We start from the raw sequence: 14,709 nt of genomic DNA on the forward strand, positions 1-14,709 counted from the left end.
TATTTTTTCTTATTTCTGATAACAAAAATGTAAACCACTCAACCATGGCTTCATATACTTACAACCTAGGCGATGCGAACAAAATTGAACAGCTTTATCCACCGGCAGAATTTGCCAACAAAAATTTAAACTTCATAAATTATCTCGATGTAATCCGTCACTACACCAGCAGTTCACTGGCTGCTGATGGTATTTCGAACGTTGAAAAAATCGAAATAAGCGTAGTGGCCGGGGATTACTTCGTTAAAATTGAAGCTGATACTTCTTTGGAAATACTGACTAAATTTGGCAACCGGCATGCCCAAATATTTAGTGCAGATTTTGCTCAAAAAGCCATACGTGGCAAGGAATTGTTAGTTGAAATGGGGGTTTGGAATCCGATGGCGGGTTTCAAAGTAAATCACAATCCGGCAGATGACCTTACAAAATGGCACCTTTTTCCGCCCCTAGGTTTAAACATGATTGGCCAACGAGGACTTTTACTGATGCATTATCCACCCTGGGTAATTATCCAGGCGGGAACGTTCCAAAACGCCATGACCATGATGCGTTGGAGTCAGTTGCTTTTAGCAGTTGGAATCCCGGCACAGAACGTAGATTCATACAAGACAATTATTGACGTTAATCCCATCGCCGCGCCGGGTTCGGGTGAAAGCGAATATCCGAATGATTACTTTCCGATCATGATGGCCTCTGGCTTTTTTGATGGTTCGTCTGACAGAGATTATATCAGATCTATGTTGGATTTATATCTTACCCCTCCGGATTGGCCCGAAAGTAATAAATACACACTTCCAATATTAATTTGTGGTTCGCCACTATATGACCCCCAGGCACCAGGATGGTTCAGAGTAACTTATAAAAATATACTTCCGACGGAACAGGGAATACCCCAGGTAAACGTTTTACAAACCGGTACGTTTCGCGTTCACCCAGACTCCAAAAGAGAGACGCCTTATATGATCGCTAATCATATGATTGCTGCCGGAGTAACAGGCGCCTGCACAAATAATCCCGCTGCCATCCCAGACATCAGGCAATATGAGGCTCAAGATCTTACAGCTGCTACATTCTTAAAATTATATGCCGATGATCCGAATATCGATCCGGCAGTTGCAAAGGCCCAGGCTTGCAACAGATGGTATGGAAACGAAGCCGGAACGGGCGCACCACTTCCGCCAGATGTAAATGACCAAATAACGCTATGCGCGATGGCGCAAATGGATTCCTTTTTCGAACCTACTCCGTCGCCGCATCCGCGTTACACTTTCGAGGAGGGATGTGAACGATGCAAGAGCGGAACGGTACAGTATAACCCATGTGGAGGTAGCATAGCGCCGCCGCCGCGAACACCAATAAGCTGAGAAATGAGAAGGTATGGATTTGATTGTGTAAGCTAGTTATAGTCATTTCTTTTGCTGCTCAGGCGAGTTCAGAAGAAAAACAATGCCAGCAAAACAAATTATTGCGGCTATATACGGCCATCCGTTAAAAGAGTCTTGTGATAGGTTTAATAGACCTGGCCCCAAATCCATTTTATGCGATGTGGCCGGAAACAGATAGCCGCTTCCTACTAAAGCACCTATACCGAGAAGTATAAGCGCGATACCAATTCGTCGATTCATGCTTTATTTGGTTTATAACAAATAGCGAACAATTTAAAATACGACTAGTTTTCGATATAAAACACTATTTGATCTTATTTAATTTCAAGGCAGGTTTTGTAAACTTGGGAAAATTCCAAATACGCGGAGAAACTATAGCCAGAGCAACAACCAGTAACACAAGAAATCCAAGCCCTACGGTCTTTGGAGCATCAAGCAACGCGAGCATTATAACCGGACCAATACCATAACCAGCAAAAAGAATTCCGCAGCCTTTTGCCAGCGGCCGGGCTACAGATATACCCGGGCGGGGAAGTTTGATTATACCTATAAATAATGGCTGAGTACAACTAAACCCAACTGATATTATGGCAAGCAAGCACTTAGCCAGCCATAAATCAACATTCATCATAAGAATAAAAAGCCCTGCAAGCGTTAAAAGAAACCCGGGATACAAAACTTTTATCACCTCATTGTCAATGCGATAAATATGCATCAGAATAGAAATAACTAAACCGGGAAGTCCGAAAATAAACAATACGTTTGCAACACTAAATTCATCCAATCCATATTGCGTTGTAAAATAATAGCTAACCCAAACAAAAACACCGGAATGAAATACACCTGTCAGAAAAACAAAAGTGTAGATATAGCGGGCTTGTTTATCAGGTTTGTTTAAAGTGGGGTAATGTAAGCCTCCATTTTGCTGATCAAGGAGCTTATTGCTTTTATCCAAGAGAAATAGCAGACAAAGAAAACCAGCAACAACTCCTACCAGACAGTAGATAGAACGCCACCCTAGTGATTCATTTAGCCACCCTCCTGTGCTTGGCCCTAAAGTCATTCCCGTCGCTAGTGCAAATATGATAAAGGTCAAATTTTTTAGCGAACCGGTTTCTACATCGCAATTTGTAGCCATTATTAACACAGATGGCAGCATAGCGCCGGTACCCAGGCCTGTTAACACTTTAATAAGCAGAAACCATCCGGCAGATTTAACCGTGCTAAGCAGCAATGTACCTAAACATAAAGCCACTAGCGACATTAAGAATATTTTGGCTGGTTTAACAAAAATCCAGAAAGAATCCATTGCCCCAGCAGCTAAGGCAAAGCCAATGGCGAATGCCGGTATCCCCAGATTTACGAGCGATGAATCAAATTCTGTGGCTAAGCTTAATTGTAGCGGAGCTATTAAGTACGCTTGAAACATCAACAACATACATGATGTACCCAATACTAAATTGGGAATCGGGACGATACGTTTTATAGGAAATTCCATCACACTAATTTTAGCTACGCTATGTTCAAACACTGCTCATTTAAATGATAACAGATATAAGATTAGTTATAGGCAAACGTTTAATCGTGATCATTTTTACGAACAGCAAACTGAAGCGGGCGCGGCAATTTGCGGCAATATTTCTGCATGAAAGCGTTGATCAAAGTGGCTATTTCATTGCAATATTCTTCAGTTAGAAAATGCCCTCCCTCAAGTAAATGAATTTCGGCATGTGGAAGTATATGCTGATAGGCCAGCGCTCCAGCACCGGGAAATATTTTGTCGTTTTTACCCCAGGTTATAAGTGTCGGCGGCTGATAATCCGCTAAATATTGCTGCCATTCGGGGTACTTCGGAAAATTGGTGGCATAATCTTTAAAAAGAGCTTTTTGTACTTCCTTTCGTCCGGGCTGTTGCATAAAGAAACTGTCAATATAATAGGCATCCGGACTAATCGCTGTGGGATTCTTAGTACCAAAAAGATATTGCTCTTTAATTCCCTCAAACGACATCATTCGATCAATAGCAGCTTCAAACTGTTCGGGATCATCAGCGGCCTGCAGGGCGCCGATTTTTTGAACATCGGGCCCTATCCCCTCGTGAAAAGTATTTGCGTTCTGAATGATGAAGGCTTTTATCAACTCCGGCCTTCGTTTTGCTATTCTGAACCCCACCGGCCCTCCGTAGTCCTGCATATAGAAGGTTATATTGGCAAGGCTCAGCCTATCAATAAACTTCTCCACTATTTTCGAGATATTATCGAAAGTATAGTTAAAACTGGCCAGACCCAGGCAGCTACTATAGCCAAAACCAGGATAATCGGGTGCAATTAAATGATAGTCGCCAGAAAGCCGATCGATTAAATTCCTGAACATGTGGGAAGATGAAGGAAAACCGTGCAATAAAAGAATAACAGGGTTTTCTGCATCGCCAGCCTCTCGATAAAATATTTCCAGATCGTCAATTTGCGCTTTGCGGTAGCTGGTGGTAGCCGACCCGCCTTTTTCTGTCTTTGCCATTATAGAAGCTAATATTGTATAAAACTAAAGCTCTTCCGATTCGATGTCAGATTGCAGATACAGGTTTATCGAACGATCTTTCTGTCCAGGAAATCTTTAATAGTAGCAGCGATTTCAATACCATAACTTTCCAGTGCAAAGTGGCCTGCATCAAACAAGTGATATTCCAGATTTTTCACATCTTTTTTATAGGCCTCTGCGCCGGCTACCGGAAAAATGTAGTCGTTCTTTCCGTAAACGATCAACATTTCGGGGTTATGATCCCGAAAATATTGCTGCCATTCGGGATACTTAGGAGGGTTTGTGCGGTAATCATAGAACATGTCTAACTGTATTTGCCCGTTCTCTGGTCTTTCCAGGTGCCGGAGATCAATTTCCCAATTATCAGGACTAATTACCGACGTGTCGGACACGCCATGTGTATATTGCCATTTCAAGCCATCAGGGTTGTGGAATGTCCTTAAAGTATCTTCGGCTTGCTTATCATTCCGATCTTTCCAATAAGCCTTAATAGGATCCCAGAATGTCTCGAGTCCTTCATTATACGCACATCCATTTTGAACAATTAGTGTCTGTACCCTTTCCGGATACTTTGCCGCTAGCCGCCAGCCTACTGGAGCACCATAGTCCATTAAATAAAGGCTATATTTTTTAATATTCAACTGGGCCAATAATTCTTCAATAATTGACGCATAATTATCAAAAGTATAGGCAAAATCGGCAATAGGCGGTTGCTCGCTTCGTCCATACCCAGGGTAATCGGCTGCTATCAGGTGATATTTATCTGATAATTCGTGCATGAGATTTCTGAACATATAGGAGGAGGCCGGGTATCCATGCAAAAGAACCAGGGTTGGTGCATCTTTTGGCCCAGCTTCACGGTAAAAAATATTTACTCCATTGATTTCGATGAAATGATAGGTTGTCTGGTTTTTCATTTGATTATTAATTTAGTGAACACTGTAATTCGCACAGTTAAAATTAGGAGTCAAAAACCTCCGGATAAAATCATCAAAGTTATATCTGTTATTATAATATTGATAAGTGACGATGGGCTTAAATCTGTATTATTAACCCAAATTGTTTACCCGTATAATTATCAGTTATTTGCTATATTCGTTTAAGCTCGCACAGAATGAGCACCTTGCCCCTACCTCCTCTTCTGATCAGCAATGGTACATTCGGTTATCGACGGTAGTTATGAAGCTAAAATCCCTTTGTATTAAGCACCTTGCATCAGCGTTGACAGCTTTGATCCTCGTCGTAATCCATATCTCAGATGTGCGGGGACAGTCGTCGAACCTTAGTGGATATAATGATATTACAAGGCAACGATTGCTTATTTATGTGGCCGGTCAATACCTGCATACCATTAGCCAAGGACAAATTGATGCTGATAGCGCAGTACGGGTGGCAGCCAAGGCTTATGGATTAAATCCCTTGCTCGCATACAATGAAACGTATAACAATGGCAGGCCCACTGCCACAAGCATTTTACTTGATGCAGGCAAGATCAAGGAAGCTAGAATATTACCGACTAAACTGGTTGGCGGAGATCGCGTCATGTCGCTAATAGAACTTGGTACTTATTTGGCTTTTAAACCAGGCAGCACTAAGGCAAACGTTGATGAAGCTGCCAGATATAGCGACCAGGCATTAACGTTTAGCAAAAACAGCTCTACAAACTGGAAAATTGCCAGTATGACGTTAAAAGCTTACTTACTCGATCACACCGGGCACAGAGATCAAAGTCAAAAAATGTTTGCCGACATTGTTTTATTAGGCAAAAAGTCTGGCAATACTCCCGCTGCGGCTCAGGCGCTGTTGACCGCCGGCGAATTGCTTCCCTATGGAGATCCGGCGAGGCTTGCAAATTTTAACAAAGCCCTTCCAATTTTTACAGCACTCAATTTGAAAGCTAAAGAGATAGAAACTCTTTCGGAGATAAACATTGAATATTTTGTAGCGAAGCGCTATGACATGGCCAAGAAATTTTTGCTCCGGATAATTAAGCTGCAGGCGGAAATTAACTTCCGCCATAAGCAATATCCCTATGACGGCCTTGCTTTCATTGTTACAAGGGAAGGAGATCTTAGCAGTGCGCTTACGTATTCTAACAAATCGCTCGAGAACATTACCAACAAAGCCGATTCTACTTTTTTAGGGTTCTTTTTGGGGCGGCGGGCAATGCTGTACGAGCGGATGCTGCGATACAATGACGCATTGGCCTTATTTAATAAAGTGCTGAACAAAAAGACAGCTGAGACAAGGCTGTATTGGTACAAATCATTTTTATGCAAGGCAGAAGCCCTGCTATATCTTGGCAAAGAAGCGGAGGCCTTGTTATTACTGAAGCAAACCGGGGCAGAATTTCCACCCGTTACTTATTTTGAAAAAATGCACTATGCCTATCTGCTTGGCGAAACGTACGAGGCCTTGAAAAATTATGGCCTTGCGGAAGACCACTATAAAGCTTTTCTGGCGATGGCCGAAAGATTCCCGCCGGAGTATGTTCATGACGAGATTCCTTCAGCATATTTTAACATTGCAACTTTTTACCGAATTACAGGCAACACCGAAAAAGCCAAGGAATTATTACGCCTGGGTAAAACCTACACTTCCAAACTCGACATGGAAAGAGCCCGTGTTTATTACTATAACCTCTTTAAAATCGACTCGGCAGAAGGAAGATATTTTAACTCAATCAGGGACCTTCAATTGACCCAAAAATATACCGATTCGGTTTTCAGTTTTGACCAGCGCAGAAAAGTTGCCGAGTTGCTGGTAAAATATGAGGCCGAAAAGAAAGATAGAAATATAAAGTTGCTCAATAGCCAAAATCAGCTCGCGCTTATCAGGGCCCAACAGGCTGACAAAACAAAGAATATCACGCTTGTTGGAATTGTACTATTGCTTATCATCATGACATTATTGTTTAATCGCTATCTTATTAAACAAAAGTCCAACAAAAAACTTGAGGCTAACCAAAGAGAACTAGATCAAAAAAACGGCTTTCTGGAGGCGTTGAATACCGAGCAGGAAAAACTCCTTATTGAAAAAGAATGGCTGATAAAGGAAGTCCATCATCGCGTTAAAAACAATCTTCAGATGGTAACCAGCTTGCTCTATTCGCAATCCGTGTACCTGGAAGACGAAGTAGCCAAAATAGCTGTTAACGATAGTCTCCGCCGCATGCAGGCTATGTCGTTAATCCATCAAAAACTCTACCAAGATGAGGATACCACAACAATCGCTATGCCCGAATACATAAACGAGTTGGTACAGTACTTACGGGAAAGCTTTGATGCCGACAACCGGATCAAATTTGAACAGCATATAGAATCAGTGAACCTGGATGTTTCGCAAGCTGTTCCACTTGGGTTAATTGTTACAGAAAGCATTGTCAACGCAATCAAATACGCGTTTTTAAATGGGCAACCCGGGGTGGTAACTATCGAACTACTGCATGGCGATGACGGCGAGATCCTTTTAAGAGTTTCGGATAATGGCAGTGGCCTTCCTTCCAACATAGAAGCCATGCAGCGCAATTCACTCGGGCTCGATCTGATGCAGGGGCTTGCTACACAATTAAATGGTCGCATTAATATTGAAAATAATAACGGTGCGCAAATAACTTTAAGGTTCTGCATACTGAACAAATGGACATCCGGTAACCATCATGAAAAAATTGCAAACAAACCAATATGAGTAGCAAAATTTTGATTGTGGAGGATGAATTCGTTGTTGCAAATGCACTACGCCTGGCTTTGCGACAGGCGGGCCATATTATTAATGGCATTGCTATTTCAACAGATGCGGCCGAGGAAGCTTTACGTAAGCAGGAAACTGACCTGGTATTATTGGATATACGCTTGAACGGAAAACAAACTGGTATTGACCTGGCCAGAAAATTACGAGCCGATCATATCGCGTTTATATTCATATCTGCCAATTCGAGTCAAAAAATACTTGAAGAAGCGAAAACGACAGAACCGTACGGGTTTATTGTAAAGCCTTTCAGAGAGAAAGATTTACTGGTAGCGGTTGACATCGCTTTGTATCGTCATAAACATAGCCTGGAATCGCAACTGCGGCAGGAAGAACTTTTGCGAAGTATATTAAACGAATTATATCACGAAGAAACAAACTTAAAGGAGAAACTAATAAAAACAGCGCGCGCTATACAGCCGCATATCCCATTTGATTTGATTGCATTATCATTTGCGCCACAAGCAGCGTCATCAAACAAATACATGGGATACCTACACATTGGCTTTGACGAATATCAGTTTATTGAAGATGAAGAGTTAATTAACATAACTGACTCGGAAAGCGAAGTGTTTTTTTCGGAAAGCGAAAATAACGACATTAAAACCAGTGCTGAAATTTACCGTAGTAAAGTATCCGAAGATAGCGGCATTATTTCACCCTCGCCTAAAATGTTATTCGACCGGTTTAAGATAGCATCATGCATGAGGTTCCCTATTGTTACAAACGCAGGACTTATTGCTAAATATTTCTTTTATAGTCGTCAGCAGGATCACTACACACAAAATCATATTGCATTGCTTAACCGCTTAAAACGTCCATTAGTGGAGGTAACAGAAAAAATGTTATCAGGAGCCGCCCCGTCGTCAGCAATAAATATCTCCCACCCTTTGATTGTCCACCCAAGCCCTACAACAAGTGATCCCGAATTTAAAACCATCATCGGGAACCATCCTCTTTTGCTGGCCGCGTTAGATCTGATCAAACAGGTCGCGCCATACAATACATCAGTTCTGATACTTGGAGAGAGCGGAACTGGTAAAGAGAAGGTTGCCCAATCCATTCATTCACTTTCAACAAGAAAAAACGGACCTTTTATTAAGGTGAATTGTGCCGCCATTCCGGCTGCGCTGATCGAGTCGGAATTGTTTGGTCACGAGAAAGGCGCATTTACAGGTGCTGTAGAAAAACGAAAAGGGAAATTTGAGCAGGCCGACGGAGGCACCATTTTCTTAGACGAGATTGGCGAGTTGCCTTTGGATATGCAGATGAAATTATTACGCGTTTTGCAGGAAAAGGAAATTGATCATATAGGCGGCAATACAACCAAAAAAGTGGACGTTCGTATTGTAGCCGCAACTAATCGAATTCTGGAAAAGGAAATAGCGGCTGGAAATTTCAGAGTAGACCTTTATTACCGCCTTAATGTTTTCCCGATAACGTTACCCCCTTTACGCGAACGAAAAAGTGACATAAAGGCATTAGCCCTATATTTCGCAAACTGGTATTGTAGAGAATTTAACAAAGAGTTTGCCGGTATTTCTTCATCAATGTTAGAAGAACTGCATGCTTATGATTGGCCGGGAAATATCCGCGAACTTGAGAACGCTATCGAGCGTGCCGTGATCCTTAACGACAATACCTCAAAATTAGAATTGCGACAACCTTTTACCGGAAATGCAAGCCTCCCTATTGAAACCGCCGCCATCGAGACATTAGACGATGTGAAGCTTATTCAACAAGAGACAGAACGCCAGTATATCATTTCTATTTTAAAGAAAACGGAGGGTCGTATTCGCGGTGCTCAGGGGGCGGCCGAGCTGCTAAATATTAAACCTACAACATTAGAGTCAAAAATGGCTAAACTGGGCATTAAACGGAATGATTTTATGCCTTGGACTAAGACCTTATAAAAGGCTTTCAGCCACACCAAAACGGCAAACCGCAAATTACTTTAACACCAATATCTCCGAAATTTTCGGAGTTCGTCGCTTCCAAGTACTTAATTTTCGTGGGTAGGCTCAAAGCAACACTCTTATTAAAAATCAACATACTGATTTACAGATATTTATATTGATTTTCTATTTTAATTATCGTACATAAATAACTGGCACGTAATTGATACGCTAAGTGTAGTATTTATGTAGAAAAGCTATGTTAAATCTCGAATGGTTAAGAACTTTTAAAGTTATATATGAAGCGGGCTCACTATCCGCCGCTGCCCAGGTTCTTTTTATTTCACAACCTGGTGTAAGCCTTCATCTCAACTCGCTGGAAACTTATATAGGCCAGCGGTTATTTGAACGTGATACAAGAAAAATGACACCAACTGACAAGGGCACAACACTATACCATGCCATAATTGATCCGGTTACAAAACTGGAAGAAACGGAGCATGTTTTCCATAGAAAAGCTAAAGCACTAAAGGCAACCATCAATATTGGTATGTATTTCGAAACCTTTCAATACACACTGGAGCCCCACATCTCAGAGCTATCATTTAACCTGGTAACCCATTTCGGCGAATACATGAAAATGCTGCAGGAACTCCACAGCGGCACACTCGACCTAATCTTAACCCCACATAATGGTACGCAACATAACTTAGAGTTTACACCTGCTATTCGCGAACGTATTGTGTTAATATGCGGAAAAAACACGCAGATTACTGATTTGCACAATATTATTGCAGGCGGTAACAAACCTGAGGTGCATACCTGGTTATCCAAACAAATTTGGTATACAACAACCGACAAGGAATATCTCAAAAAATTCTGGGCTCACAACTTCGATACCCTGCCTACTTTTCAGCCAAACTATGTACTTCCCTATTTCAGCTCAGTGTTACGCAGTCTACGCAATGGCCAGGGCTTTGCCATAGTTCCCGAGTTTTTATGCGAAAAGGACCTCAAAGAAGAAACCGTTAAACGTGTATGGGATGACGATTGTCCCCTTGAGCGTATCTTGTATTTTGGCAAGCGAAAAAATACGCTTTATAGCAGTGAACTTAAACAACTTGAAGGAATTTTGACAAGAAGCATGGCTCAAAAAATTATCGGCTCTTTCATGCATATAATTTCGGCTAAACAATTTGGCACAAGCGCGTAAAATTTCGAAAACTTCATCATCTGGTTTTTGAAATGTTGCATAATGTCCAGCCCCAAACAACTAGTTGTAACTTTAAAACTTTAAAGGCGTCGTCAGGTTTACTTCGCGTGCAGCCAATAATGGCACTATCTTTCCAACAACTATTGTTTGAAAGTGCTCCGCATTACGATGCGCATTCAAGGCTATTTCGTCTTTATATCCCTCAAATAGCAACAGAATGTTGGGATCGGTATTATCCTGTTGTATCTTGTAGAATAAGTTACCTTCCTCTCCAGTGCTTGCTTTCACAACCTCAGGCAGCAGGCCGAGTACACTATCCAATTGGCCTGGTTTAACCGTCCATTTGGCAATAACGTGAATTGGTGATTTTTCCATTTTATTTTAATCTATAGCTGACACAACGCTTGTACATAATACCTGGATAAGGTTGCCTTTTGTGAGAAAGAGCCTGGTTGCCCTGATTCAAAAGAAGACCAGAGCAACCAGACCATCTGTTATTTATTTAGATGCTTCGAGTATAGCAACTACTTTTTCGCCCACTCCCGTACCAGAAGCTGGATTTTGTCCTGTTACAATATTACCATCGGCAATGCTAAATGGTTGCCAAGGTGCCACTGTATGGTAAATTGCGCCTTGAGCGGTCAATGCAGTTTGCAAATCAAACGGCACATCCGCCCGGGCATATCCATCTTCTTCCTCAGTAGTAAAAGACGAAATATTTTTACCGTTGACCAGGTAAGACCCATCGCTCAATTTAACATTTAATAACGATACCGGTCCGTGGCATACAGCACTTACTACCGCGCCGCGTTCGTATGTCTCCTTAATTACCTTTTTTAATAACGGCGCTTCAGGTAGATCTACCATTGGCGCTAAGCCGCCGGGAACAAAGATTGCATCATAGCTACTAACATCTACCGTTTCTAACTTAACGGCCTTCTGCATAGCAGCCCATCCCTTTCCGGTTAAAAATTTCAGGTTTGCTGGATCGCCGGCTAAATTAAGAGCGTCCAGATAAGGCGTATCTCCTGTTAGTGTTGCAAAATCAACCTGATAGCCGGCTTCATCCCATACTTCGTAAGGGTGTGCAACCTCTGGTAAAAAGTTACCTGTCCGTCTGTTGTGAGGGCCGATGGCATTAGCGTTAGATACGATGGCGAGAATTTTCTTTTTCATGACTGTTTTATTTAATGGTGAGTACTGTATATCCTATTTTAATTTCAAATGATTTACAATACAAATTTGCCTTATTAGCATGGCGTAAGACAAGGAGGCAAGTCACAAATAAAATGTGATTAGAATCACACTTAGCGCCTTGTGTCGACTACATGGAAGGCATTTAAAATGCCGTTACTGTCCGCTAAGGGTCGCCTGGAAAAATCTGAGCTAACGATACCATCACACTTAATCGCATTATTTGACATACACCGTTTTTATGTTGACAAATTCGCGTATGCCAAATTCGCCAAGTTCGCGGCCATAGCCCGAGGTTTTTACCCCTCCGAATGGCAACTGAGGGATAGAACGAACCTGTGCATTAACGAAACTTGATCCCGCTTCTAATTCTGTTGCTGCTATTCTTTCACCTTTTGCGATATCACGGGTAAAAATGGCTGAGCCCAGGCCAAAAACACTATCATTAGCTATCCTTATGGCATCTGCCTCGTCCATTGCGGAAATAATGGACGCAACCGGGCCAAACAATTCTTCCGAGTATGAAGCAACTCCCGGCTTTACATTTATCAATATGGTTGCGGGATAATAAGCGTTGTTGCCCGGTGGAATTTCGCCTCCCAAAATACAAACTGCGCCCTTAGCAATAGACCTTTGCACCTGGTCATGAAGTTCGTCACGAAGGTCGGCCCTTGCCTGCGGGCCTATTTCAGTAGCAGGATCTAAGGGGTCGCCCATTTTCTTCGCCTTCATTTTTTCCGTAAACAATTGTGTAAATTTTTCAATAACAGACTGCTCCACAATAAACCTTTTTGCCGCAATACAACTTTGGCCGCTATTAATCAGTCTGCTGTTAACACATACCTGTGCTGCTTCCTCCAGGTTGGCATCAGCAAGCACCACGTATGCATCGCTACCACCAAGTTCAAGTACTGTTTTTTTAAGCACAGATGCGGCTTTCATAGCCACTTGTATACCGGCATTAGTGCTGCCCGTTAGCGTTACCGCTTTAACAAGAGGATGTTCAATTATTCCCGGTACCTTTGAGGCACTGATCAGCAAAGTCAGGAAAACATCGTCGGGAAAGCCAGCCTCTTTTACGATTTCTTCAATAAAAAGTGCACAGCCGGGTACGTTGGAAGCATGCTTAAGTATTCCGCAATTACCTACAGCCAGTGCGGGAGCCAGGAAACGAAACACCTGCCATAGGGGGAAATTCCAAGGCATTACGGCAAGGATAACTCCTAGTGGCTGAAATGATGCATAACTTTTTGATGCATCTGTCTGGATAAGCTGATCAGCGAGATGTTCCGGTCCTTTTAATGCATAGTACTCGCAGCACTCAGCGCATTTATCTACTTCTGCTTTACCCTGCGTTACAGGTTTCCCCATTTCATTAGCCATCAATATCGCCAGTTCTTCTTTTCTGGATCTGAGCACACCTGCCATATTATTTAACAGTTGGCTCCGTTTTTCATGTGAAGTACTTCTCCAGTCTTTCCAGGCAAGGTGAACCTGCTCTATTTTTGAGGATACTTCATCGGAAGATAATTCAGTGTATTCTTTGATCTTACTGCCATTTGCAGGATTAATTGATATTATGCTCATATCATAAAAGTTAAATTGAATTGTTACAGGAGATAAAGCTTTATACCGCACAATTGTTCTCCCTACCCCTTATCGGGCTGCGCGCATAATCACCTCCGCAACCTTTTCTGGTTGGGCAAGCATAGCTACATGGCTACTTGGAACTGAAAAGGTGATGGCCCCTATCCTTTTAGCCGCCTGGCGCTCTATTTCCGGCGATATAATATGGTCGTTTTCTGCAACCACAAAAAAACTTGGTTTGTTCTTCCAGGCAGGATTTGACACTTTGGCTTTAATACAGCTTACGTTAAATCTGCCTTGGCCTGCCGCAATAAGCCGGGCCTCAGATTCAGGCAGATCTTGTGCAAAATGATTAATTACAGCTTCGTCCTTGAGACGAATGAAGCCATCTGTGATCAGCGGATCGGTCAACCCTGGCACATTCGGAATCTTTTTTACTTCATGAGCATCTTTTTCGATATCTTCTATGCTTTGACCTTCATCTGGTGCGTAGGCAGATGTATAAACCAATGAGGCCACTTTTTCATTATTACCGGCCTGCGTTATTACCACGCCTCCATAAGAATGTCCAACCAAAACTACTTTTCCCGGCACTTCTGCAATCGCTCTTGTAGTGAATGCCACATCATCATCCAGGGAGGTAAGCGGGTTTTGGACAGCAATTGTCTTATATCCTTTCTTTTGCAAAATCGGAATTACCTTATTCCACGATGAACCATCTGCGAATGCCCCGTGAACAAGCACAATAACTGGTTTTTCGCCTTCTTGTATCGATTTACTTTTCGCCGAATTAGTTTTTGAGGATGCGAATGATATGCAAATAATAGATGCAAGCCCGGCAAACCAAACCGCAGTTGTGAGTTTCATTTTCATAAGCGTTTTTTCTAAGTTCTTCATATTGTCCGTTTGCCCCCGCATAACAGGGGAAACGTTATACCCAAATTTCGCACTGCAAATACAATCGTGTATATCAGTGGATTTATAACTGTTATGAAATAAATGATAGGTTTGCGTTATCGGAACGATAGCGCACTTTTTAACATCACGGTCTATTGATTTATCGATTCGATTACTGATTGCGGGCTACTGCTAACCCAAGTGTCGGGCAGCCCTTAGCGAGGAGATATTCGCGTTAACTATTATTATAAAA

At 42.2% G+C, this 14,709-nt stretch carries 11 protein-coding genes; 4 read left to right on the top strand and 7 right to left on the bottom strand.

Annotated elements, in window-relative coordinates:
* The first annotated feature begins 44 nt into the window (after positions 1 to 44).
* Entirely contained in the window at positions 45 to 1,364 is a 1,320-nt protein-coding gene (locus GSY63_RS24195) for a hypothetical protein (protein ID WP_166588417.1), read from the top strand.
* A 325-nt stretch (positions 1,365 to 1,689) separates the two neighbouring features.
* On the opposite strand, the gene GSY63_RS24205 is transcribed toward GSY63_RS24195, so the two are convergent.
* From GSY63_RS24205 to GSY63_RS24215, 3 genes are all read right to left on the bottom strand, one after another.
* Entirely contained in the window at positions 1,690 to 2,916 is a 1,227-nt protein-coding gene (locus GSY63_RS24205) for an MFS transporter (RefSeq protein WP_166588419.1), read from the bottom strand.
* A gap of 47 nt (positions 2,917 to 2,963) precedes the next feature.
* The gene (locus tag GSY63_RS24210) at positions 2,964 to 3,902 is read right to left on the bottom strand and encodes an alpha/beta fold hydrolase (protein WP_166588420.1); all 939 of its coding nucleotides are present in this window, start codon (positions 3,900 to 3,902) and stop codon (positions 2,964 to 2,966) included.
* A gap of 65 nt (positions 3,903 to 3,967) precedes the next feature.
* Complete coding sequence (locus GSY63_RS24215) at positions 3,968 to 4,840, bottom strand: alpha/beta fold hydrolase (protein WP_166588421.1); 873 nt, start codon at positions 4,838 to 4,840, stop codon at positions 3,968 to 3,970.
* A gap of 262 nt (positions 4,841 to 5,102) precedes the next feature.
* Here GSY63_RS24215 and GSY63_RS24220 point away from each other — a divergent pair, with 262 nt between their 5' ends.
* The 3 genes from GSY63_RS24220 to GSY63_RS24230 all read left to right on the top strand — a co-directional run bounded on the left by GSY63_RS24220 (position 5,103) and on the right by GSY63_RS24230 (position 10,778).
* A complete protein-coding gene (locus GSY63_RS24220) occupies positions 5,103 to 7,610 on the top strand; it encodes a tetratricopeptide repeat-containing sensor histidine kinase (RefSeq protein WP_166588422.1) in 2,508 nt (835 codons plus the stop codon).
* On the top strand, positions 7,607 to 9,583 hold the full coding sequence (locus GSY63_RS24225; protein ID WP_166588423.1) for a sigma 54-interacting response regulator: 1,977 nt from the start codon (positions 7,607 to 7,609) through the stop codon (positions 9,581 to 9,583). The genes GSY63_RS24220 and GSY63_RS24225 overlap by 4 nt, the downstream gene beginning before the upstream one ends.
* Before the next feature lie 241 nt (positions 9,584 to 9,824).
* On the top strand, positions 9,825 to 10,778 hold the full coding sequence (locus GSY63_RS24230) for a LysR family transcriptional regulator (protein WP_166588424.1): 954 nt from the start codon (positions 9,825 to 9,827) through the stop codon (positions 10,776 to 10,778).
* 72 nt (positions 10,779 to 10,850) lie between these two features.
* On the opposite strand, the gene GSY63_RS24235 is transcribed toward GSY63_RS24230, so the two are convergent.
* From GSY63_RS24235 to GSY63_RS24250, 4 genes are all read right to left on the bottom strand, one after another.
* Positions 10,851 to 11,153, bottom strand: a complete 303-nt coding sequence (locus GSY63_RS24235) for a putative quinol monooxygenase (RefSeq protein ID WP_166588425.1) — start codon at positions 11,151 to 11,153, stop codon at positions 10,851 to 10,853.
* A gap of 123 nt (positions 11,154 to 11,276) precedes the next feature.
* Positions 11,277 to 11,954 (bottom strand): type 1 glutamine amidotransferase domain-containing protein, encoded by a 678-nt coding sequence (locus GSY63_RS24240; RefSeq protein ID WP_166588426.1) that lies wholly within the window; start codon positions 11,952 to 11,954, stop codon positions 11,277 to 11,279.
* A gap of 237 nt (positions 11,955 to 12,191) precedes the next feature.
* The gene (locus GSY63_RS24245) at positions 12,192 to 13,559 is read right to left on the bottom strand and encodes an NAD-dependent succinate-semialdehyde dehydrogenase (RefSeq protein ID WP_166588427.1); all 1,368 of its coding nucleotides are present in this window, start codon (positions 13,557 to 13,559) and stop codon (positions 12,192 to 12,194) included.
* Between the two features lie 69 nt (positions 13,560 to 13,628).
* Positions 13,629 to 14,432, bottom strand: a complete 804-nt coding sequence (locus GSY63_RS24250; RefSeq protein WP_208094649.1) for an alpha/beta fold hydrolase — start codon at positions 14,430 to 14,432, stop codon at positions 13,629 to 13,631.
* Between the last annotated feature and the right edge of the window lie 277 nt (positions 14,433 to 14,709).

Source organism: Mucilaginibacter agri (assembly GCF_009928685.1).
In the GTDB taxonomy this organism is placed as follows: Bacteria; Bacteroidota; Bacteroidia; order Sphingobacteriales; family Sphingobacteriaceae; genus Mucilaginibacter; species Mucilaginibacter agri.

Coding starts and splice junctions, on each gene's coding strand:
- GSY63_RS24195 (WP_166588417.1), top strand. CDS start 45: ATGGCTTCATATACTTACAACCTAGGCGATGCGAACAAAATTGAACAG.
- GSY63_RS24210 (WP_166588420.1), bottom strand. CDS start 3,902: ATGGCAAAGACAGAAAAAGGCGGGTCGGCTACCACCAGCTACCGCAAA.
- GSY63_RS24215 (WP_166588421.1), bottom strand. CDS start 4,840: ATGAAAAACCAGACAACCTATCATTTCATCGAAATCAATGGAGTAAAT.
- GSY63_RS24220 (WP_166588422.1), top strand. CDS start 5,103: ATGAAGCTAAAATCCCTTTGTATTAAGCACCTTGCATCAGCGTTGACA.
- GSY63_RS24225 (WP_166588423.1), top strand. CDS start 7,607: ATGAGTAGCAAAATTTTGATTGTGGAGGATGAATTCGTTGTTGCAAAT.
- GSY63_RS24230 (WP_166588424.1), top strand. CDS start 9,825: ATGTTAAATCTCGAATGGTTAAGAACTTTTAAAGTTATATATGAAGCG.
- GSY63_RS24235 (WP_166588425.1), bottom strand. CDS start 11,153: ATGGAAAAATCACCAATTCACGTTATTGCCAAATGGACGGTTAAACCA.
- GSY63_RS24240 (WP_166588426.1), bottom strand. CDS start 11,954: ATGAAAAAGAAAATTCTCGCCATCGTATCTAACGCTAATGCCATCGGC.
- GSY63_RS24245 (WP_166588427.1), bottom strand. CDS start 13,559: ATGAGCATAATATCAATTAATCCTGCAAATGGCAGTAAGATCAAAGAA.
- GSY63_RS24250 (WP_208094649.1), bottom strand. CDS start 14,432: ATGAAAATGAAACTCACAACTGCGGTTTGGTTTGCCGGGCTTGCATCT.